The 21,646-nt window shown below is 33.5% G+C and carries 22 protein-coding genes, 1 tRNA gene and 2 pseudogenes; 5 read left to right on the forward strand and 20 right to left on the reverse strand.

Annotation, left to right across the window (positions count from 1 at the left end; translation table 11 throughout):
* Positions 1-313: 313 nt before the first annotated feature.
* From DFR56_RS15980 to DFR56_RS15990, 3 genes and pseudogenes are all read right to left on the reverse strand, one after another.
* Entirely contained in the window at positions 314-1,159 is an 846-nt protein-coding gene (locus tag DFR56_RS15980) for a DUF4097 family beta strand repeat-containing protein (protein WP_110396458.1), read from the reverse strand.
* Positions 1,152-1,713, reverse strand: a pseudogene (locus tag DFR56_RS15985) (HAAS signaling domain-containing protein); the annotation flags it as partial. The pseudogene DFR56_RS15985 and the gene DFR56_RS15980, both read right to left, overlap by 8 nt.
* On the reverse strand, positions 1,706-2,029 hold the full coding sequence (locus DFR56_RS15990; RefSeq protein WP_110396460.1) for a PadR family transcriptional regulator: 324 nt from the start codon (positions 2,027-2,029) through the stop codon (positions 1,706-1,708). The gene DFR56_RS15990 and the pseudogene DFR56_RS15985, both read right to left, overlap by 8 nt.
* A gap of 271 nt (positions 2,030-2,300) precedes the next feature.
* Here DFR56_RS15990 and DFR56_RS23050 point away from each other — a divergent pair, with 271 nt between their 5' ends.
* The 3 genes from DFR56_RS23050 (at position 2,301) to DFR56_RS16000 (ending at position 4,986) form a co-directional block, all read left to right on the forward strand.
* Positions 2,301-2,441 (forward strand): hypothetical protein, encoded by a 141-nt coding sequence (locus DFR56_RS23050; RefSeq protein ID WP_211320645.1) that lies wholly within the window; start codon positions 2,301-2,303, stop codon positions 2,439-2,441.
* Positions 2,442-2,869: 428 nt separating this feature from the next.
* Entirely contained in the window at positions 2,870-3,589 is a 720-nt protein-coding gene (locus DFR56_RS15995; RefSeq protein ID WP_158525676.1) for a YwaF family protein, read from the forward strand.
* Positions 3,590-3,966: 377 nt separating this feature from the next.
* Positions 3,967-4,986: a LacI family DNA-binding transcriptional regulator gene (locus tag DFR56_RS16000; protein ID WP_110396462.1), complete on the forward strand. Its 1,020-nt coding sequence runs from the start codon at positions 3,967-3,969 to the stop codon at positions 4,984-4,986.
* A gap of 146 nt (positions 4,987-5,132) precedes the next feature.
* On the opposite strand, the gene DFR56_RS16005 is transcribed toward DFR56_RS16000, so the two are convergent.
* From DFR56_RS16005 to DFR56_RS16050, 10 genes and pseudogenes are all read right to left on the reverse strand, one after another.
* On the reverse strand, positions 5,133-5,636 hold the full coding sequence (locus DFR56_RS16005) for a GNAT family N-acetyltransferase (RefSeq protein ID WP_110396463.1): 504 nt from the start codon (positions 5,634-5,636) through the stop codon (positions 5,133-5,135).
* 94 nt (positions 5,637-5,730) lie between these two features.
* Positions 5,731-6,366: a LysE family transporter gene (locus DFR56_RS16010; RefSeq protein ID WP_110396464.1), complete on the reverse strand. Its 636-nt coding sequence runs from the start codon at positions 6,364-6,366 to the stop codon at positions 5,731-5,733.
* 230 nt (positions 6,367-6,596) lie between these two features.
* On the reverse strand, positions 6,597-7,343 hold the full coding sequence (locus DFR56_RS16015) for a YggS family pyridoxal phosphate-dependent enzyme (protein WP_110396465.1): 747 nt from the start codon (positions 7,341-7,343) through the stop codon (positions 6,597-6,599).
* Positions 7,344-7,378: 35 nt separating this feature from the next.
* A tRNA-Cys gene (locus DFR56_RS16020) sits at positions 7,379-7,449 on the reverse strand.
* Between the two features lie 459 nt (positions 7,450-7,908).
* Positions 7,909-8,217, reverse strand: a complete 309-nt coding sequence (locus tag DFR56_RS16025; protein ID WP_110396466.1) for a hypothetical protein — start codon at positions 8,215-8,217, stop codon at positions 7,909-7,911.
* Positions 8,204-9,637 carry a hypothetical protein gene (locus DFR56_RS16030; RefSeq protein ID WP_110396467.1) on the reverse strand — a complete coding sequence of 478 codons (1,434 nt, stop codon included), beginning with the start codon at positions 9,635-9,637 and terminating at the stop codon, positions 8,204-8,206. The genes DFR56_RS16025 and DFR56_RS16030 overlap by 14 nt, the downstream gene beginning before the upstream one ends.
* Entirely contained in the window at positions 9,615-10,349 is a 735-nt protein-coding gene (locus DFR56_RS16035) for an ATP-binding cassette domain-containing protein (RefSeq protein ID WP_110396468.1), read from the reverse strand. The genes DFR56_RS16030 and DFR56_RS16035 overlap by 23 nt, the downstream gene beginning before the upstream one ends.
* A gap of 454 nt (positions 10,350-10,803) precedes the next feature.
* A pseudogene (locus tag DFR56_RS16040) lies at positions 10,804-11,838 on the reverse strand (IS30 family transposase).
* 71 nt (positions 11,839-11,909) lie between these two features.
* Positions 11,910-12,416: a hypothetical protein gene (locus DFR56_RS16045; protein ID WP_110396469.1), complete on the reverse strand. Its 507-nt coding sequence runs from the start codon at positions 12,414-12,416 to the stop codon at positions 11,910-11,912.
* Positions 12,417-12,432: 16 nt separating this feature from the next.
* Complete coding sequence (locus DFR56_RS16050; RefSeq protein ID WP_110396470.1) at positions 12,433-12,765, reverse strand: hypothetical protein; 333 nt, start codon at positions 12,763-12,765, stop codon at positions 12,433-12,435.
* A gap of 194 nt (positions 12,766-12,959) precedes the next feature.
* Here DFR56_RS16050 and mntA point away from each other — a divergent pair, with 194 nt between their 5' ends.
* Together mntA and hepT are read left to right on the forward strand one after the other, a co-directional pair.
* Positions 12,960-13,367 (forward strand): type VII toxin-antitoxin system MntA family adenylyltransferase antitoxin, encoded by a 408-nt coding sequence (gene mntA / locus DFR56_RS16055; protein WP_244916556.1) that lies wholly within the window; start codon positions 12,960-12,962, stop codon positions 13,365-13,367.
* Positions 13,357-13,764: a type VII toxin-antitoxin system HepT family RNase toxin gene (gene hepT, locus DFR56_RS16060; protein WP_110396472.1), complete on the forward strand. Its 408-nt coding sequence runs from the start codon at positions 13,357-13,359 to the stop codon at positions 13,762-13,764. The genes mntA and hepT overlap by 11 nt, the downstream gene beginning before the upstream one ends.
* Before the next feature lie 59 nt (positions 13,765-13,823).
* Here the strand turns inward: hepT and DFR56_RS16065 are convergent, their stop codons facing one another.
* The 7 genes from DFR56_RS16065 to DFR56_RS23745 form a co-directional block, all read right to left on the reverse strand.
* Positions 13,824-14,705: a DMT family transporter gene (locus tag DFR56_RS16065; RefSeq protein ID WP_110396473.1), complete on the reverse strand. Its 882-nt coding sequence runs from the start codon at positions 14,703-14,705 to the stop codon at positions 13,824-13,826.
* Between the two features lie 81 nt (positions 14,706-14,786).
* Positions 14,787-15,950 (reverse strand): PucR family transcriptional regulator, encoded by a 1,164-nt coding sequence (locus tag DFR56_RS16070; protein WP_244916557.1) that lies wholly within the window; start codon positions 15,948-15,950, stop codon positions 14,787-14,789.
* A gap of 123 nt (positions 15,951-16,073) precedes the next feature.
* A complete protein-coding gene (locus DFR56_RS16075; protein WP_158525678.1) occupies positions 16,074-17,360 on the reverse strand; it encodes a DUF4179 domain-containing protein in 1,287 nt (428 codons plus the stop codon).
* Positions 17,347-17,898, reverse strand: coding sequence for an RNA polymerase sigma factor (locus DFR56_RS16080; RefSeq protein WP_110396586.1), 552 nt, complete (start codon positions 17,896-17,898; stop codon positions 17,347-17,349). Before DFR56_RS16080 ends, DFR56_RS16075 begins: the two co-directional genes overlap by 14 nt.
* 117 nt (positions 17,899-18,015) lie before the next feature.
* Entirely contained in the window at positions 18,016-19,248 is a 1,233-nt protein-coding gene (eutH, locus tag DFR56_RS16085) for an ethanolamine utilization protein EutH (protein WP_110396475.1), read from the reverse strand.
* Between the two features lie 225 nt (positions 19,249-19,473).
* Positions 19,474-20,583 carry a CapA family protein gene (locus DFR56_RS16090; protein WP_110396476.1) on the reverse strand — a complete coding sequence of 370 codons (1,110 nt, stop codon included), beginning with the start codon at positions 20,581-20,583 and terminating at the stop codon, positions 19,474-19,476.
* 524 nt (positions 20,584-21,107) lie between these two features.
* Positions 21,108-21,341: a M24 family metallopeptidase gene (locus DFR56_RS23745; RefSeq protein WP_280523468.1), complete on the reverse strand. Its 234-nt coding sequence runs from the start codon at positions 21,339-21,341 to the stop codon at positions 21,108-21,110.
* Positions 21,342-21,646: the final 305 nt, after the last annotated feature.

The raw sequence follows: 21,646 nt of genomic DNA on the forward strand, positions 1-21,646 counted from the left end.
TATTTATCTTCACTATTTATGATCACTTAAGGATGCTTTTTTAGATACGAGATAAAAATGGTACGAATGATCAGAAACAGAAACACGCTCCTATGTTGTAAGCCCTTTATCTATGTTCATCGTAAAAATACTCATGGAAATTCAGTAATCAATTTAGATAACATAAAAATTATAGCATATGTTTGGTAAAAATACCTACAAAAAAATATCTGTAAAAATTTTCGTTATTATTCTCTCCATATTTTTTTGGTTTTTCTCCAACAAAAAAACTTAGTTTAAAAGGAAAACCTTCAACTAAGTCTTCTAAAATCACTTAATGAGATATTGAAATACTACCATTTTGGGAGGCAGCTTTTATTTTAATTTCCCCATCTCCTACTACCGTCTCCCAATTCTTCTCCCCAAAAACTTTCACCGATCCATTATGTGTTTTCAAATCAAACATGGCATTTTCCGGCTTGCTTTCGGAACGAATTTCAATTCTTCCATTATTTGTGCGCAGTTCCATTGATTGATCTAACTGTTCTGTTTTGAGAGAGATTCGCCCATTATTTGATTCTCCAACAATCTCAGCTTCTATCTGTTCTAATTTTATGCTACCATTTCTCGTATTGGCATGGACAAGATTTGCATGAATGCCTTTTGCCTTAATGCTTCCATTATCTGTTTCAAGGACGACATTCTCTCCATTTACATTATTTACATTGATACTGCCATTATTTGTTTCGAACTGAATCTTATTACCCTTTAGTTCCTCTATACTTAACCGACCATTATTACTTTTCACTTGTATATTTTCATATGTTTCCTTAGGTATAAAGACGGTTAATGATTGTTCTTGTGGAAAAATATCAAATGTAAATAGTTTATACCGGTTCATTAATGCAGTAATTTTAAGTGTGTCCCCTTCCACTTCTGCCGATAGCTCATAATTAACATTGTTACTGAACAATTCTACTTTTGCCTTTTTAACTTCACTAGGCACTATCGTTATTGCTATATTATTTGAATAAATATCGATATTGCTAAAATCCGTTGTTTCGATCACTTTCTCCTCTAATATTTCTGCAGATTTCATTTGTGTATCAATGGTTAAAATGCTCCCAATCACACCAGTAAGCAATAAGGCAATAGCTATGATGGATAATCTTTTTATCATGCGTTTAAACCACCTTTCACTAGGCTAATATTAAATTTTAGATAGCGAATAAGTCCAAATATAATAGCTTTAGTCGCAAAATACATGCCAATGCTAATAAAAATGCCTAGCCCAGAAAGTCCAGTTGCAACGAATAAATCAAAAAATTCGAAGCTACCTGGATAAACAAAAACGTTAACTAACACTAACAACGGGGATAAGACAAAAGCCATACCTGCTACCCAGCCACCTAATAGTATTCCTAAAATCCCGATAAGTGGTCCAAGAACGATAACTAAGTTAAAAAAGCCTAACCCAATGATTGCCCAAATAGCCTTAAAAATACTTCCTGGCGTTATTTGTGTCTCCATTTGATCAACATAGTAATTTGCAGCCATTTCTTTTCCTATCTGTTGCGGAGAACCTAAGGCAGCAATGATTTCTTTTTCACTTTTTCCTTCCGCTTCTCCCATTAAAAAATGTTCCATAAAATCTTGCTTTATTTCTTCACGATCTTCCTTTGGCAGCTTACGAAGAGCAGTATCCAAACTATTTAAAAATTGCTCTTTAGTCATCTTTCACACCTTCTTTAATTAATTCATTTACCCCATAGGTAAAATCCTTCCATTCTTGAAGTAATTTATGGAGATAGATGCGCCCCGTATTTGTTAATTGATAGTATTTTCTTGAAGGACCTTCTGTTGACTCTTTTAAATATGTTGTAAAATATCCTTCCTTTGTCAAACGCCTTAATAATGGGTAAACAGACCCTTCTGATATCGATATTTGATTAGAAATTTTCTGTACAAGTTCGTAGCCATAACGGTCTTGCTGATCAAGTAAAACAAGCACACATAACTCTAAAACCCCTTTTTTAAACTGAACATTCACTTTTCTCACGTCACTTTCTTTAGAACGATCTACTATATATTATATAGTACTGGTATAAAAACAATACCTTGCATAAATACTATACAACACACTACTAATTAATGCAAGGTACTGATGAATGAATTAATCGCTATTTTTTTGGGGTCATTATTAGGTACTTACTAAAAGTAAGTTTTCTCACATTTTGAATGGGTATCATATGATAAACATCTGTTCATACTAAGTCCCAAGTTAATTCACACTTTTAAATCTGGCTTAAAGGAGGATGTTATTGATGACTAAAAAGGAAAAGCCGGAGGAACCGTTAGAAAATGTAACAAATATAGAGGATGATTCCGAGAATGCCTCACAATTGCAGTCTGAAAAAATGGAGAAGTCAATGGGGAATGAAAATGAGTGGGAGCTATCATAGATAGCTCCCCCATTTTTTATTTATCAATGATTAATAAAAGGCTGGGACATAACTAGAACGATCAAATCTAAAGACGAACAATATACGACCTAAGTGAAGGTAATATACGTAGACTCCTGCGGGAAAAGCAACAGCCGAAAATCCATTTCAAAAGTTTTGAATAAAACTTTTGAAATTAGATGAGGCGTTGCCCGCGGAAAGCGAAGTATATTTCCGGAACGGATTATATGCAACAACTATTGTTCGGATTTCCCTTTGATAAAAAAACTTTTGTCCTAGCCTCATATGGAAGCTAAATTATTGCGTCTACATTAAATGAACTCTTTTCAATCGAGAATCTTTAAATTATGATAAAATACATACAGGTCATTTCGTTTAAAAAATAGGTAGCGAAGTCGAAGGAGCCATTCTCTTTTGGAGGGATCATGATGAACAATTGGTTTTATCAACCCGAAATACCGTTTTATATGTGGGGAACAGCTCATCTGATTACAATTGTTCTTATTTTTTCGATCATTTTCTCGTTATTTTTATGGAAAAAGAGCCTTTTACCATACAGGCGTACTATTCGACTTACCGTTGGCTCCTTATTAATTATCAGTCGCATTAGCCTAGAGTTCTGGTATATTCGAACAGAAACGTGGGATATACGCTCATCTCTTCCCCTTGAACTTTGTAGTATTTCTTCCTTAGTTTGTGGAATCATGCTACTGACGAAAAACCGTCAGCTCTTTGAGGTTTTTTATTTTATCGGGATTGGCGGCGCCATACAGGCAATTTTAACACCTGATTTGAACTTTGGATTTCCGCAATATCGTTTTTGGCAATTTTTTATTGATCATATGTTACTTATCCTTGCTCCATTAATGATGATATCACTATACCAGTTTACTATTACCATAAGGTCTGTTTTAAAAGCGTTTATCACGATAAACGCTATTGCCGTCATTGTATTTATAATCAACCTCTCTCTATCCGCAAATTATATGTTCTTAAGACATAAGCCTAGTGCTGCAAGCTTACTAGATTTATTAGGCCCATATCCTTGGTATCTTTTATCACTGGAAGGAATTACTCTAGTAGTCTTTTTCATTTTATACTCACCTTTTGCTTGGAAAAATTTCAAAACAAAGAATAATAGGTTTTAAGTTTTTTGGCACGCCATTTTCACTGCTAATGCCAATTACGATAACTGTTGCCATCTTAAATGTTACTTTGATTTGAAATGATTATCTATTACCCTCTTTCGTTATTGGTGGAGTACCTATGAAACGATTTCACTTCAATGATATTTATTTTTACGAGAATCTACGACACAATGGTATCTTGCTTTAGCTGACTTACGATTCCTATTTACCAGTTATGATGGATACTTCTTTACACAGAAACAAATTATGAAAGGGGTGTCGGAAGAAACAGCTAGATAACGATCAATACAGCGTTAAGGTAGTCGAACATCATGTTATACTAATAGAAAGAAGAAACGAAAATATTGTCAAATGTCATTTGTAGGAGGTTGGATCAAATGGTTACAATTAAAGATGTTGCCCAAGTATGTGGGGTATCTCCTTCTACAGTGTCTAGAGTAATTGCTGATAACCCAAGAATAAGTAATGCTACAAAAAAGAAAGTCCGCAAAGTCATGAAAGAACTTGGCTATCACCCAAATATCAGTGCAAGAAACCTAGTTGCAAAGTCTACGAATGCCCTTGGAGTCATCATGCCGTCGTCAACGAGCAAAGCACTGCAAAATCCTTTCTTTCCGGAAGTGCTTCGTGGCATCGGATCTGCCATCCATCATATGAAATATTCAATGTCCTTGTCGACCGGAGATACAGAGGATGAAATTTTTGAAGAAGTAAAGCGAATGGTATATGGAAGCTACGTTGATGGTGTCATTCTTCTTTATTCCCGAGCGAATGACCCTGTAACAACATTTTTACGTGAGCGGGACTTTCCTTTTGTGATTATTGGTAAGCCTTATGAATACGAGAATGAAATTACGTATGTCGATAATGATAACATCCGTGCTGGTAAAGAAATTACTGAGCATCTTATTCATAATGGGCACGAAAGGATTGCCTTTATTGGTGGTTCAACTGATTTATTTGTGACAGTTGATCGGGAAAAAGGTTATTCACTTGCATTAAAAGAAGCAGGAATTACGAGTAACGAACAATATAAGGTTCATACGGAATTTGTAAGATCAGGGGGAGAAGAAGCAGTTGCTAGTTTATTTTCGCTTAACAACCCTCCGACAGGAATCGTTGTTAGTGATGACCTTATCAGTCTAGGTGTTACAAATATGTTGAGACAGTCTAGTTATGAAGTTCCGAAAGATATTTCACTCGTTAGCTTTAACAATGTTTACTTGGCCGAATTAACTCAGCCACCATTAACGACTGTAGATATACAAATATATGAGTTGGGGATTCAGTCAGCGAGAGCGTTAATTGAAAAGACAATGAATAAAAATGAACCAACAAAGCGAATCATTATCCCCCATAAAATCGTATATAGAGAATCAGTTGGTAAAATAAAATAGGATGGAACATAACCCTTACACGGGGCTACTCTGTATAGGGCTAATTTTATCCCTTAAGCGTCTGTTACTAAAACTCCTGCTAAAAATCGTGGGAGTTTTAGTTTTTTGAAAGGTAACGTTAAGTTGCTGGAAATTAACATGATCACTTAATTAACAAGTGACTTCCCCATATAATATTCATCAAAAAATGTATCATCTATTAATAATGAGTGTTTTTTTAGCCCCTCTATTTCAAAACCAACTTTCTTGTATAGTGCGATAGCAGATTTATTTTCAACGACTACTGTAAGTTCTAACCGTAAAATCTCTCTTGTAGCTGCCCATTTTTCTAAGGTTTTAAATAAACCTGTTCCTATTCCTTTACCTCTTTCGGACTGCAAAATACCGATCACAATGTAAGCAGAATGTCTATTCCTTTTGGCTTTACCGCCTATTGCCATTAGATAGCCTACTAGCATTTTCCCCTCTTCAGCTACTAAAATAGTAGAGTTTCTTGCTTGTAATACACTTTCAATCAATTTCATTTGTTGATTAAGTGTAATGTTTCTCTCAGCCGGACCAAAAAGCATATAATCTGATTTCATTTCGATTTGTTTCACTAACACCAGCAAATTTTCTGCATCATTTTGCTCAATTTGTCTTATTATCATTGGATCACCTTTTTATTTGCTATTTATATACATAGTTCCTTTAAAAAGTTTTGTTAGGAAACTAACCTTTCTTTAATCTTTCACTTATTTATTTTCAAGAAATTAACCCCCTAATCGCAAGCACAAACTCATACAAAAAGTAACCCGCAAATCCTATTAATAATACACCTGCAATAACGGAAACCCATTTGATCATTTTTGCACTCATTACTTGCCTAGTCGCTGATAAAATGGCAAGAAGAACAATATCATGAAGAAGAATTCCAGCTAGTATGCCGGCCCCCATAATGATAAATTTAGATGGCTCCGTAATATTGTAAGAATCCGATAGCACTGCTCCAAAGACTGAAATCCAGAACACAAGATTTCCTGGTGAAACAGCAACAAACAAACCATTTCTATAGGAGAGAAAAAAGGATTTATTCGGTTTTTCTCCAGCTAATGTAATATCTTTATCCGCATTTTTGATCGAATCATAGCCAATAAAGATTAAAAAGCATGCACCAATCACCCACATTGGGATTTGTATAAAGGGAATAGACAGAAGTGTTGCCACGCCTAAGTATAAGGCAATGATTAGAACGAGATCTATGGTCATACCTCCTAATCCAACTGCCCACCCATGTATAAAACCATTTTTTAATCCTTGCTTCGTCATTTCAATTGTAATTGCTCCAACAGGCATCGCGATTGCAAGTCCAGCAACCATATATGTGAAAAATAAAGCCACAAAAACACTCCTTTAGAATGCAGATGTTTGTAATATATATACTTTAACATAATATTCAGTGAATGTTATGATTAATTTCAATATTTTATCATAAATGATAGACTCAATGAATATCGAATGGTTTATCATTCAAACAAAAAGCCTTCCCTCGAATTTTCGAGAAAAGACTTTAGAACTTTGCCTTATTTTATTATTTTCATTTTTTCAAAATTCAATTTAACGCTACGAAATTAAGAATCGGATACGGTGGTTTGCTCATTCCAATAATAACTGTCTGGATACATTCTTTCACCAAAAATTGCCGTGCCAACGCGTATCATTGTTGCTCCTTCTTCTATTGCTACCTTCAGATCACCAGACATCCCCATCGACAGAACACCCATTTCAACTCCTGGATAATTTTGTTCGATTACTTGTTGCTGAATCGATTTCAGCAAACGAAAACATTTTCTTACTTCACGCTCATCGGCAGACAATTTCCCAATCGTCATCAACCCTTTTATGCGTAAAGTATCTAGCTCGGTTAGTTGCTCAATCAAACTCAAGGCATCTTCAGGGGAAACACCAAACTTACTTTCTTCATACGATGTATTAATTTGTACAAGAATATCTATTTTCTTGTTTTCTTTAGAAAGATAGTTATGGATTTTTTTCCCTAATTTCAAGCGATCTACCGAGTGAATACATGTGACGTATTTCAATACTTCTTTCACTTTATTCGTTTGTAGATGTCCGATGAAATGCCAATTAGCTTTATCATTTCCAATAAGTGAATATTTTTGTTGCAATTCTTGTACTTTATTTTCACCGATCAATGTTTCACCAGCATCTATTGCTCGGTTGATTTTTTCCGCAGCAACCGTTTTTGTAGCCAACAATAACTTTACTTCTTCGGGATTTCTACCGGCAGATTGACAAGCCGCATATATTCTTTCTTTTACTTGTTTTAGATTATCTTCAATCCATAGATTTTTCATATCTCTTCCTCACTTCATCTAGAGGGAAATGTTAAAGGGAGTATCTGGATTTGAACCAGAACTTAAGGTTTTGCAGACCTACGCCTTACCATTTGGCTATACTCCCAAATAAGTAAATTCTTATTATCTTCATATTACCTACTTTTCTTTATATGTTCAATACTAAGTTTTTACTCATAATGATAGGTATTACCTATGAAACTCCGATAATTATTGCTCATGCATTAGATGTTTTTAATATCGCTCATTTCGAAAGAGAGTCCCGAAAACCAAGCCCGATACCCGCCTGAGATTGCCACCTCTCATTGGGCGTTCCTTTAGCCTCTTCACTACGCTTTGGAGACTTAGACTAAGGCTAATCCCGCCAACAGTTGCGTCTCTTTTTCCAATACTCTTGAAATCTTTAGCACCTAATATAATCTTGTCTACTACTTCTTTTCATCTAATAAACAATAAAGAAAAGGATAAAGAAATAATTGCACCATTTCATATAAATTAGAACGTACTTAATAACGTCAATAAATGTGATAGCATTAGTATTTATTTTTTTATCTACTATAATCTTTTACTTTACATTCTCTCTTTTCTTTTTTCTATCTATATAGACCTTAGTTAAAATTAAATAGAAAAACCAAAAAAAGATAATCGTTAAAATAATAGGTGTTAAATTATCGGTATTCACCCCTAGAGTTGTATATAAATCCCAGCCGTCGGTATTTTCCTCGGCCTTTACAAATAACGAATTGAAAAATGATGTTGTATATCCAACTTCATCATGAGTAAACATCAGCTTGATCAAACTAATTACTAAGATTATTACCGTACTTATCACAGCTGACACTAGAGTTCCAATGATAATATTAACTATCTTCATGTAAAAACTCCTCCTTTAGTTTTTTTAATCCCAAACAACTTATGTATATAACGAAAATATATAAAATCATCATTAATATGCTATTGTACAGTTTTGAAAAATTTAAGAATTGTAATATTAATGATATAAACCCTGAAATTATTACGATTATTAAAAATCCAATAATAGGTGAGAATGGATTGTCCTTTTTTGCCGGGAATAGAATTCCAATCAAAGTTGAAAGTATAATTATTAATAGTAATTGACCAAAAATAATTAAAGTATCATAAAGATTAACGTTACCTTTATTTATAATAAGCCCTAATATCAATATTGGTAATGAAGTTATTAATATGTATAGATACTGACTGATAATTAGATTAATATAATCTTTAATTGCACTATAGTTAAATCGATAGTAATTTATTCTAATTGAATCAGTTTGAGTATAAATATATAGTCCTGATGTAGTAACTAAAAACATGGCATATAACGGATTCAATATATCTAGAATAAGCAAAGAAATCGATAAAAAATATGCAATGATAAGAGTTGTTATGTTTTCCACTCTTCTTGATATTTGTAAAATATACAAATTAAACATAGTTAGTCTAAGTTTAGTAGGCTTTTTAATTTTTAAATATAGATTATCTTCTGATCCGAAATTATTAGGAATATAAAGAATGATCAATAGTACAAAAATGATTATTACAAAAATTAAGGATGTAACAATAAATCCATAATTACTATACAATTCTATGTAAAATTGGGACCAATGATTAAATTCACCAGTTTTATAATTTATATTATTTATAGATTGCATTATATCTAGATATAATATTGCCAACATAACAATAAAACTTAGAATTGAAACGAGTGCACTTACTTTTTCTAATTTAATTAAATTTAATACGTATATGATTATGGAATTAATCAGTTGTAATAACAAATACCCTGTTAAACTCGTAAAGAAAATTGTGCAAATTAGTAAAGGTATATAGTGAAAGTTAGTGCGTAATACTACTGCAATAATAACGGCGATACTAATTAGAAAAATAATAGTTAAAGACATAAGCAATTCAAAAATAATAAATGAACTATTTCTTTCATTATGTGTAATTGGCAACTGATTTGTTATTTTTAAGAAATCCCCTTTTTTCAAGAAAATAATTCTAGTAAAAACGAATATAATCATCGTCCAAACGATAATATTTACACCTTGCATTTTAATAATAAAATATATAAAGTTAATTTGTTCGGAAACATCGGTGTCATCTAAAAAATTATATAGAAAAACTGTGGTTACCGTAATAGTTACTACTGTGGCAATAAAGATGAAAGCTTTAAATATTTTCTCTTTTAATATACCCACACTTAGAATTCTTCTTAAAATAAATAGGAAATATAGCTTTTGTAAATTAAAAATATTTTTCAATTTCATTTTTCATGCCCTCATAATCTATAAGCCCTTTAAAAACATTTGTTAAATTAGAACCAGTCTTGAGAATGTTTTCAATAAGATCATCTATGTATATTACACCATTATTTATGAGTAACACCCTATATCCTATTTCTTCAACTAATTCTAAATCATGGGTACACATTATTATGGAACCACCACGTCGTTTGTATTGTTCAAATAATAGTTTGGTTGCTTCTTTTGCTTCCACATCTATACCATTCAATGTTTCATCTATAATAATAATTTTATTGTTAATCATAAATGCACTAACTAATTGAATCTTTTTCCTCATTCCATGAGAGTAACTTTCTATCAATTGATCTAATTTAGAATCTAAAGAATAATACTCTACTAAGCGAGATAACTTTTCTTTATCCAATGGTGTCTCATAAAAATCACATATCATTTCTATATATTCTTTACCTGTTAAAAAATCCGGTAAAAAATCCTCACTAGATAAATATATAATTTCTTTTTTAACCGATGGATTATCATGGAAAGTTTTATTAATGGAAATAGACCCTTCTTGAATTTTAAGTAAATCTACTATTAACTTAATAAGCGTTGTTTTTCCACTTCCATTAGGGCCAGCAATTGTTAATAGTTCTCCTTTATTTAAATTAAAACTTACGTTGTTTAGAACCGTATTTTTTTTGTCATAAAAATAAACAATGTTCTGAATGTTAAGCATATATTCCTCCTATAAAATTAATTATAAATAGTAATTTGTACGAATGGATTTTGATAAAGTCTATATTGACTGCCTTTTTGTTACAATGTTCTTAATGACAAAAACTTTTCCTGGAGGCAAATCAATAAGGCCCACATCCATTTCACATTGAAAACAAAAGAAATACAAAATCTAATTGAAAAATGTGTTCAAGATGATCTTTCTAAAAACATCTTACAAGGCGTTTAACCAACTGATGGAAAGAATACATTCAGGCAACAGATTGAACGGTCTAGTGAGTGAATCAGCTAATCGATTAATCGGAACTGTCCTTATCGACATTTATGAAGATTGGCCTAGCTCATTAAGAAAATATAGCCAATTTTAAGAAAAGTTTTTTTCCTAAATCGCAACCTTAAATGCACCACCTTCGTAAAACCACTTTATTAGATTATTCTGTAATTTATTGTGTGGCCTAGGCCACACAATAAATAAATTTTGCAAACGCTTCCTCGGGGGTCTGATAGTCTAATATTTTCCTAGGCAGCGTGTTCATCCAGTTTTCAACGTCCTCGATAAGTTTATCCGAGTAGGCATGGATGGGTTGTCCTTTTTTGATAAACCTTCGAATGAGCCCGTTATGGCGTTCATTTGATCCACGCTCCTATGATGCATAAGGATGGGCAAAGTAAACATCAATTTGCAATTTCTTGCCCTGTTCCGCCAACTTGCTGAACTCCGAACCGTTGTCCGATGTAATGCTTTTAAAAGTGTCTTGTAGATTTGGAAATTCTGAAAATATATCGCTTAACGCATCGGTTACTGCCGAGGCGTCTTTGCTTGGGATTCGTCGGATGATTTCCATGCGACTCTTCCTTTCCACGAGTGTTAGTAAAGCATTGTCTTTTGATTTGTGACCGAGTACCGTGTCAATTTCCCAATGCCCAAATTCTTCCCTAGTCTCGACGGATTCTGGACGTTCTTCTATACTCGTTCCAAGTATCTTTTTATTTTCTGCGGATTTTGCCTTCTTCGTTGAACGGCGAAGCTTCATAGCTAAATCCATATTGATCACGGACAATTTCCCTTCATCAATCCAATTATATAACGTCTTTGTGCTAGGCACATAGTCGAACAAATCGTGTCTCTTTGCGTAACCTACAACTGCATCTGGAGACCATTTGTCTACCAAAATTTTATCCTCGGCAAATTGATTAAATTCCCATGCAGCCATCACGGTAGAATGGCCACCACAATTTTCACGGTTTTCCTCATAGACACGCACATCTACATCAGGATAGTATTTGGTATAAGGCTTACGAAATGTATCAATCTGTTGGACAGTTCCCCGTTTCTTTTCACGTGATATCGTACTTACATCACGTCCTATTCTTCATGCGATTTCCCGTAATGGCAGGTCTTCATCCAGATAGGCTGCTATTTGTCCTCTTTCAATTTCTGTTAAATGTGTAAATGTGCGCTTTTTCGTGTTAGAATTACTTTGAGTCATCGTGAATACCCTCCGTATGTTTTTTGTTTTGGTCAACTTTAACTATACGTGGTTTCACGATGGCTTTCTATTTATCTAACTGTTGCATTTGATTTTACAATGATCCATTCCATCATTTCTAATTTTTCTTCAACAAACTTTGAAAGATCTTCCCCATCTGGAGCCCAATCTCCTTCTTCGGACAGAACTGCTCCTGTCTCAGCGTCAAATTCGGCGGAGTAAAAATCATCACCCTCCAAAATATCAACGGCATACACAACATCTTCAATTGTCAGGCTAACAAAACCATATTGAACGACTTCTTGATATTCTGGTAAATGATCAAAATCGTAAGGATCATAATTCATAATAAAAATAGATTCAAATCCAGAGTCTGTTTCAAATTCGACATAGTATGAAGGATATTTTTCCTCAAATGCAGCCATATCAAAATTACTTTCAATCGCTTCAATATCTAATGAATCATCGCTCGGGTCATTCGTAGATATTTGTTCATTTTTAGAACAGCCAAATAATAGACCAATACTTGTAATCATGAATAGGATTAACCAGCCTGTTTTATGCTTTTTATTCATCATTTTTTACCGATCCTCCTTACAGTTTTTCTACTTTTTTATACATAAAGTTATCAATTGTTACCTTTTTAAAATGTTCTTTATCATCATACCTCCAATTAGGCACGTTCATCATTTCACTGATCGTGCCATTTTTCACTTCGATCAATTTACCTTCCTCATCTGTCGCTAATAAAAACATCATCTTAAATTTCATATCTGAAACAGTCGATAATATGGTATCAGCAATAAAGGTATCCCATAAATGAAATAAAAAAGATCTTTTTTGACGTTTCATCACAACATACACAACATCACCTGGCGTTCTTAAATGTTCCATTGCGTCTAATGCTTCTTTTGTTTTCTTATTCATATTTTCTCTTCCTTTCCATAGTAAATCTTAGACGACCTCTGCTAATTGTAATGTATCATAATTAAATGGGTTCCAAAGAAACTTTATAAATTCTTTATGATAGGCAGAGTGGACATTTATTTTCCTATCCTTTTTGTTTCACTTCAAGTAAAATAAATATAAAGTGATAAAGGAATGGGTGAGGTGTTATGAAGTTGATTCGCAAAAACTGGAAAGAAGTAGTTGAGAATACATTATCTAATGTAATTGATCCTGATTTCATTCTTATTTTTGGTTCATATGCAAAAGGATCGGAACGAGTTGGAAGTGACTTAGATATTGCCTATTTTTCACATAACAAGCTATCAGATTATGATCGATTTCTCATCGCACAACAACTTGCAGAACAATTAAAAACAGAAGTTGACTTAGTTAATATAAAAACAATCGATACCGTATTTGCTGCTCAAATCTTTTTTACCGGGAAGCTTATCTCCTGCAAAGACAGAAACGAATTTAATAAACAAAGAATGAAAGCATTATCCATGTATGTAACTCTTAATGAGCAGCGAAAAAAAATTATAGAGCAAGTTGATGAAAGAGGGTATATATATGAAGAGTGATCTTGTTTATAACAAAATTGCAATAATTGAACGTTGTATTATTCGTGTGAAAGAAGTTTATGAAGATGACTCTAAAAATCTTCATAACTTCACAAAACAAGATAGTATCATTTTAAATATTCAAAGAGCATGCGAAGCAAGTATTGATCTTGCTATGCATATTGTTAGTCAAAAAAACCTTGGTATTCCTAAATCTTCTCGTGAAGCGTTTGAATTACTAAATAATAATGATTTAATCGATGCATCAATTTACAAAAGTATGGGGGCAATGATTGGATTTAGGAACATTGCCGTACATGATTACCAATCTCTGAACATCCAAATACTACAGGTCATCATTGAAGAACATCTAGAGGATTTCAAGAAGTATACTAAACAAATAATTAAAATTGTTTAAACATAATGAATCATTTAAAAGCAATAAGTTGACTGCTCCCAACGTACTGCCTTTTCATTTTAACTTGCATCCCTTACAACCTTTCTTTTCTTTAGCACCGGCTTAATTTCGGCAATTAAAATAGCCATCATAATTAGTAGTGCTCCAATGACCATTGGTACTGTCAACACTTCTTTTAAAAACAAAACAGATAGTACTGTTCCAAAAAAGGATTCTGTTGATAAAATGATTGCCCCTCTTGTAGCTGTCGTATACTTGAAGGCGATATTTTGGCATAGGTAGGCAATGGTTGTTGAGAAAATAGCTAAATAAATTAATGAGTATATTGCCTCCTTTTCCATTTCTACAGGTATATCTCTTTGTGCAAGTAAGACAATGACACTAATGAATGATGCTGTCATAAACTGAACAATGGTAAGCGAAATGGCATCTTCTTTTTTGACAAAATGATTCGTGTAAAAAATATCAAAGGCAAAACCAACAGCACAAGCTAGCGTCAAAGCATCTCCTATATTGATGGTCATGGAGCCTTGTAATGATAAAAAGCCAATTCCAATAATAGCGATAAAAGAACCAATCACTTCATTTCGATCGATTCTCCGTTTGTAAATAAAATAAGCTAGTATTGGAACAATGACCACATTAACAGCAGTTAAAAATGCATTTTTAGATGGTGTTGTATATTCCAGACCAACCGTTTGCAAGGCAAAAGCTACATATAAAATTGCTCCTAAGATAGCACCTTTCCAAACAACTGATCTCGTAAACTTTTTAATTCTATTTCCAAAAAGAATGATCAGGATGATTGATGCTAAAACAAATCTTCCCGCCATTACTTGATAGGCGGTTAAATAGTTAAGGGCAATTGCAGTTACTACAAACCCGCTTCCCCAAACAATTGCTGTAATCAGCAGCATTCCATCTCCAATATATTGCCTCATCTTCCTCGTCTCCTCCTAGCAAATATAAGGATAGCATAAAAAATAAGGCAATTACCTTTGTTTTTTTCCAAATCTTCTAGCCTATTTTTGTACAGAATCCAAATCATTAGACATTCTACCAACTTGCTGATCTAATAAATATAATTTAACTGCTTGTGATAAATGTTCATAAAAGGCCAGCTCATTACTTGATGGGTCAATCATTTGCTGGATTTTTGACAAACGATAACGGATTGTATTAGAGTGACAAAAAAGTGCCCCAGCGACCTCTTTTACATTACCATTTTTCAATATAAAAGAGATTGCAGTATGAAGCAATTCTTGATTTTTAAGGAGCTTATGTAAATATTTGTTCATGTAATTACGGGCAAATGGTGGATCGTTTCGGTAAAATTCAAATAATATTCTTTCAGAAGTAAGTTGTTCGTAATGACAAACTGATTTCATTTCAATCATAGCTAATGCACATGAATAATAAGCTTCCCTAACTGCAAGATGAAGTCCTGTGTGGCTTACATGGGTTTCACTATAACCGATCGTCCATTCTTCACTAGGAATATGATAGAAATCCATATGGTCTGTTAATGCTTTTTCAAATTGTATGTGTTGATGCTTATCCGAATAGATTAAGAATAGACTATTTCGATAATGACATACAATGCCTAATTTCAAGAAGGAATCCATCCACTTATCATCAGACAAGTTTTTTCGCTGAAGATTTGCTACACAAATATATTTATCTAATGGCCGATTCATTTGTTGTACATATGAATGAATTTGCTCTTCTGTCACTTCTTCTTCCAAAAAGCTGTGTACCATTTCCGTTAAAAATGTTTCATGTTTTCTTTCTTTGATATGTTCCATTACTTCCATAATAACTGTTTCAAAAAATTCATCGCCACCGAAACGCAAAATTGGGAACCCTTTTTCATTTGCATAAGCGATAATTTCATCAGGTAGCTCTTTAAATATGACTGGTTTATAGGCTAATGCACTTACTCTTAGTTCAATTAGTTTCTTTATTGTTTCGAGTAAAAGTTCTGGATGTTGATTGGCAAATAACAGGCTACTAAGTACGAGGCTATTCGGATTAAAAATCGTTTCCCTTGCATGCTCAATACCTGTTGCAAATTCAAAATCTAGAATTTCAACACTTTCAATTTTTTTACATAAAGCATTTTTTCCAGCAACGACTGTAAAATGTTTCGTAATGGGGATTTGCCATAAATCCTTCATGGTCATCATTGTTTCATCATCCTTACCCAAATAGATACTATTATTATAATCTATCTCGATAAAAAGACGGGAGATTTAGGATTACTCCAACAAAAAAGCCTCTTCTCACAGGCAGAGAAAAGGCAATGATTTCTATTTTACTGGAATATCAATTGTTTTATTATATGTTTTTAGAAAATGAATTCCTTCTATAGATAACTGTTCTGGTGTTTCCGTTGTATCAAATACGAGCGTTCTTTCTTTCATATAAACGCCATTTATTTGCATGGAATAATCCTCCCCGATCGTTGTTTGTAATGGTATTGTCCCTTTCTTCGTCACGATAGAAACCCCATCAAGCAAAACATACTCATCTGTTGCTATTGTGACCTCTATTCCTCTTGATGTTTCTTCTACCTGTTTCACGATCATTTCCTCTTCTTCGTATAAAGTGAAAAATTCATTTTTGTCAGGTCCAAATTGAATTTGCTTATTAATCTCCTCGTATCCGATAAATTTTCTAACCATGACTTGTAAAGAGTCTAACTCCTCCGGTAAAGTATGATATTGAATATCGAACGTTGTGCCAGTGGGGCCAGTTGTAACACCATAACTACTAGACCCTACAGAATTACCATTAGCAATTAATCTTATTCCATGTAGTGGAGCTCCTTCAAACTTATCTAAATTCTCTACATCTATTGAACCTTCAAGTACGGTTACTGTTGGAGAAGCAGTGATGACATCAAACGTTATGGTTCCTGAATCAACGGATACGGTCTCCTTAATCGGTTGTGTCAAATTGGCCTGCATCGCTTTGTTCGGGTCATGGTCGAACGTAATTTCCACCGTCGATTCATCATCTTCAGTAAATTGCCAGATAACGAGTGTGAGCTTTTTAGCAAATGGATTTACCGGTTCAAATTGGAGCATTCCCTTCACTTCCGTTTCATCTTCATTGAAGTAACCAGGACCACCTGAAATAGAGGAATTCGTTAAAAATCCCGTGATGGAGGCAAAAGAAATAAAATTTTCCTCATCAATCCCATTCGGATTACGTAACGTATAAAACAAAATCAGCTGATTTACATCTGTCATGATTCCATGGATCGTAAGTGTTGTACCACCTTCTAGCTCAACACTTTTATCAACAACTTGCCCCATTTCATTCTCATTTAAATCTTTTAACGGACCAGATAACATATCATCAAAACCGAGTATTTTTTTACTATAATAAGCGAGCGCATTAAAATTATAACTAATCACACTTACAAGTATGATTGCCGCTATAGCAACCTTCCATATAAAAGCGACTTTTCTTTTTCTTCTCGGTTCCACCGTGTTTAATGCTGCTGTTAATTTCATTTCTAAATCATCTGGAGCTTTCATGGAGTCCAATCGCGCTTTCTCATCAGCTAATTGTTTTTCAAGATTTTCCATTATGATCACTCCCATATTGATCTCGTAACTTTTTTAATCCGTAAAACACCCTGGACTTTGCCGTTCCGACTGAAACATTCATCATCGTAGCAATGGTTTCGTAGTCGAGATCATGAAAATATTTTAATTGGATTGCTTCTTTTTGTTGATCACTCAAATGCACTAACAGTGATTGAATATCGATTTGGTTTTCACTTCGACTATATGGATCACCATTTACTGCCTTGCCAAGTTCCTTACCATTAGCGGCAATGAATTCATCAACTAACACCACTTTCTTCCGCCTTTGTAGTAATGTTTTACATTCATTGACTAAAATCGTCTTACTCCAACTGTAAAATGCTGCTTCTTTTTTTAGTTGATCGATCTTTTCATACAGAGTAACAATCATTTCTGCCATTGCGTCCATTGCATCATGTTCATTTCCCATATACGTAAAGGCTAGCTTATAATAGGCATCTTTTTCCATCATAATTAATTGAAGTAATGCCTTTTTGCTCCCTTTTTTTGCTTTTTTAACTAAACGGACGACATGCATCGCTTCACCCCACTTACCTATAAGAGTCATCAACATGCTAAAAAGTTCATTTTTATTTTTAAAATAAATAAAAGGTGCAATTCTTATGAATAGCACCTTTTATCATTCTTCCATTTTTTAACTCACTACGTCTTTCATTCGTTTTTCATTTTGGGATGTATCTTCTGTTTCCAATCTTTCCGCAATGGGAACAGACAACTTAAATGCTAGATAGATAGAAAACAATGCCGCAACAATTTTTCCCACCATAATTGGTAGAATTAAATTTGGTTGAAAATTAGCAGTGAAAGATAAATGATCTCCAAACACGGTTGCAATACAGACAGAAAAAGCAATATTAATTACTTTATCCTTTGCTGGCATGTCCTTCACCATCCGAAACATCGCTAATGTATTAGCAACAGAGGCAACTAAACCAGTACTACCAATTGTTTGCATCCCTAACGCTTTAGCCAGCTTCTGAAGCGGTTTGGCAAATAAATTTCTAAATAAATAGATCATTGGGAATGAACCTGCTAGCATAATTCCGATATAACCCGCAACTTCTAATGCTCTAAATACATCTTCTTCGTCTGCAATAATCGGATCGAATCCCCAACCACCGAATAAAGTAGAAAAAATCCCAGTAAAATATTCTACGATTGAAAAAACAAGCACTAGTTTAATCCCTGTGTCTAATATTTTTCCATAAAGCAAAAATCCTTTAATCATCATATTCGGATAAATACGTAATCCGATCGCTAATAAGACGACAAAAATAATTAATGGAATTAAGGTAATAAAAATTTCTGAAAAACTTAATAATAATGGATATAATGACGGATCATTCGTTGATACCATCTCTCTAATTTGCGGCTTTGAAATAGCAATCATAAAGCAAGCTACTAAAACACCGACTGGAATGGTAAGAATTCCTGCCATGACACCGAGCGCCATATATTTATAATCTTTTTTAGAAATAAGAGCGAGACCAACAGGAATTAAAAACGTTAGTGTAGGCCCTAAAAAATAGCCAACAACCGTTGCGATAATCCATGATTCCCGCGTTTCAGCTAATACATCAGCTAATTGGTATCCTCCCATATCGACTGCGATCATAGACGTTGCCGCAATGGAAGAATCAATACCGAATTGACTTAGCCAAGGTCCTATTACAGTCGAGATAAACTTCGATAAATATGGTATGGAAGCCATAATTCCTGCGCAAGGAATAAAGATATGCCCGATGACATAAAAACCTTCCATAAATTCTCGACCGAGACCTTTTTCTGAATTTTTTATTGCTGCAAATGCACCGATCACGGCACATGCCATAATTAAATAGATAATTGAATTACTGATAACTTCCATCTAGTTAACCCTCTTCACTTTTTCACTTTAATTAGTTAAAATGTTACACCATCCTATTTAACCAAAAAAATTAACCAATTACCAGAATAATAATCTTAAAGCTGGGAAAAAATAATAATTTCTAATGGTAAAGATGTAAAAAAAGTGCTCTTAACTTGTAGAATTAAAAGCACCTTTATTATTTGAAAATCATTTAATTTACTTAGTTAGTCTTTTTTCCGCCTTTCATTTCATTAGTTGTTTTTCCTCTACAAGTTGATGATTGTTTTGTACTTTACCATTTTTATCTATCTCCACATCGAATGAAATGGATTGTAAATAATGAAGCATTTCTTGTTTTTGTTTTTCTTCAGGAGGAATGATTTGTCCATTACTTATTACATAGGGATCAAAAACTAAATCGATTTTATCACCTTTGAAAATCGCTTTTAATAAGCCCGTTTCGGCGGTTCTCCCTTCAACATAAGGAGGAAATAAAAAGTTTCCTAGTGAATAGGCAACAGGCATTCCTTCATAATATTCAAAGCCTTGGAGCCAGTGCGGATGAGAACCCACGATTAGATTCACACCAACTTCTTTCAAAGCTTTTACATATTCTTTTTGATAATCTGCAGGAGTGTTCGTTTTTTCAACTCCCCAATGAAAATAGACAATTACGTAATCAGCATCTGCCTTTTGTTCAAGGATCGTTTGCTTTACACCTTCAAGATCATATCCATCTGTTACACCAGCCCTGTTTTCTGTCGCCACCCAAGTAAAATTTGGGAAAAAGCGAACAAAAGAAAAGAAACGAAATTTCTTCCCCTGCAATACTACTTCTTTAGATTGATAGGCTTCCTTTCTATCTTTACCTGCTCCGATATATTCCATATTTGTGTTCTTCACATTTTTAAGTGTATCTAATAGACCGGGCTCCATGTAATCCATTGTATGGTTGTTTCCTATATTAATCATGTTAAACCCGGCGTCTTCTATTGCTTGAAGACCCCGCAAATCTGAATTGATCCAAAAAAGCTGGTCGGGATCTTTTGTACCAGGATTTTCTGTAAATACTGTTTCGGCATTAATAAAAGAATAATCTGCTTTTCTGACCGTATCTTTTATGTAGACAAACGGATAATCATAGCCTTTTGTCTCTAAAATTGGTCTTAGTCCCCAATCGAACATCGTATCTCCTGCGAATAAAATTTCAATCTCAGGATCTGCTTGTTGCGCTTTTGATTGAGCACTTACTTTGACTGATCCATTTTCAAAAACTAACAAAAACATAATTAGAAAGAATAATCCCAATAAAGGAATGAACATCTTATATTCACTCGGACTACTATCCTCCAATTTACATCGCCTCCCATAACATCTTATTCAATTGTTTATTAACTATGAATTGAAGTTACTAATCATTAAATGATGCCATTAGAAGAAACAATTTCTTTTAGAAGGTGTATTCATAAATATTGGCTATATTTCTCTCCATTTCTACTTTTCTTTACTTTTTACTATACTCCTAGCATTCTAGAGCCTAGTTGGAACTGAATTGCAAATTTTCCCTTAAATTAACTCTTCTTACACGCCAAAATTTACTAATAAATCATTAAGGGATTTTACTGTTCCATTAAGCAGATGTGAACTTTATTGAATTGAATGCCTATTCGCTAATTTATTTCACTTAAATATAATCCAAAACACAAAAAAAGCTTCTCCCATTTTGGGCAAGCTGTCTTTGTGTTTCCCGTATCTGAAAGGGTCTTAATACTTCCTTTTTATTGCTAATTATTTCAAAAAAGTCATCCAGCATTAATTTGAAAAAATACTAAATTTGATCTTCATTTTTTGGGAACCATCAATCCGTACTTTGATTATCAAATTTTTAATGATTTCTGTATGATATTCCCTTTTATTTTTGCTAGCGTATTCGATTTTTTGATAATGACCTCATTTAATGTCAATGGAGCAGTTGTTAGTAATTCGTATCCGTCCTTTGTCACAATAATCGTGTCAGAATGTCTGTACCCACCAACACCCTCCATATAAATGCCAGGTTCGACCGTAATCACCATGTTTTCTTTTAACGTTTCATAACTGCCTTTAGCAATAAAAGGTTTAGAACATCATTTAATCGTCTTATGTAAAATTATACAAAGCTATACAAAGAAAAAGGCAAAAAACATATGACATCATAACATTTCTCTCACTTAAAGTACCCTCCAACAATAGAAAAAAATAAAACAAATAAGTAGCTTATCATAACTTTTAACATATATGTAATTGAGTTCGTTCTGATTTCGAATGTTTACCGAGAAGTTTATCCAGATAAATAATGTTGTATAATTTTTTCACTCAACTTGCTCAAAGTAAATCTAAAATAGATGACTGATATCACGAATTAAAATTACTATAA

The sequence above is a fragment of the Pseudogracilibacillus auburnensis genome (assembly GCF_003201975.1).
GTDB lineage: Bacteria > Bacillota > Bacilli > Bacillales > Amphibacillaceae > Pseudogracilibacillus > Pseudogracilibacillus auburnensis.

Bases quoted from the DNA above. Each gene is read 5' to 3' on its own strand.
- DFR56_RS16050 (WP_110396470.1), bottom strand. From the start codon at position 12,765: ATGAATAAGAAAACAAAAGAAGCATTAGACGCAATGGAACATTTAAGA.
- DFR56_RS16005 (WP_110396463.1), bottom strand. From the start codon at position 5,636: ATGATAATAAGACAAATTGAGCAAAATGATGCAGAAAATTTGCTGGTG.
- DFR56_RS16000 (WP_110396462.1), top strand. From the start codon at position 3,967: ATGGTTACAATTAAAGATGTTGCCCAAGTATGTGGGGTATCTCCTTCT.
- DFR56_RS16015 (WP_110396465.1), bottom strand. From the start codon at position 7,343: ATGAAAAATCTATGGATTGAAGATAATCTAAAACAAGTAAAAGAAAGA.
- DFR56_RS16045 (WP_110396469.1), bottom strand. From the start codon at position 12,416: ATGATGAATAAAAAGCATAAAACAGGCTGGTTAATCCTATTCATGATT.
- DFR56_RS15995 (WP_158525676.1), top strand. From the start codon at position 2,870: ATGAACAATTGGTTTTATCAACCCGAAATACCGTTTTATATGTGGGGA.
- DFR56_RS16035 (WP_110396468.1), bottom strand. From the start codon at position 10,349: ATGCTTAACATTCAGAACATTGTTTATTTTTATGACAAAAAAAATACG.
- eutH (WP_110396475.1), bottom strand. From the start codon at position 19,248: ATGGAAGTTATCAGTAATTCAATTATCTATTTAATTATGGCATGTGCC.
- DFR56_RS16065 (WP_110396473.1), bottom strand. From the start codon at position 14,705: ATGAGGCAATATATTGGAGATGGAATGCTGCTGATTACAGCAATTGTT.
- DFR56_RS16075 (WP_158525678.1), bottom strand. From the start codon at position 17,360: ATGGAAAATCTTGAAAAACAATTAGCTGATGAGAAAGCGCGATTGGAC.
- DFR56_RS16070 (WP_244916557.1), bottom strand. From the start codon at position 15,950: ATGATGACCATGAAGGATTTATGGCAAATCCCCATTACGAAACATTTT.
- DFR56_RS16080 (WP_110396586.1), bottom strand. From the start codon at position 17,898: ATGCATGTCGTCCGTTTAGTTAAAAAAGCAAAAAAAGGGAGCAAAAAG.
- DFR56_RS15980 (WP_110396458.1), bottom strand. From the start codon at position 1,159: ATGATAAAAAGATTATCCATCATAGCTATTGCCTTATTGCTTACTGGT.
- hepT (WP_110396472.1), top strand. From the start codon at position 13,357: ATGAAGAGTGATCTTGTTTATAACAAAATTGCAATAATTGAACGTTGT.
- DFR56_RS16030 (WP_110396467.1), bottom strand. From the start codon at position 9,637: ATGAAATTGAAAAATATTTTTAATTTACAAAAGCTATATTTCCTATTT.
- DFR56_RS16025 (WP_110396466.1), bottom strand. From the start codon at position 8,217: ATGAAGATAGTTAATATTATCATTGGAACTCTAGTGTCAGCTGTGATA.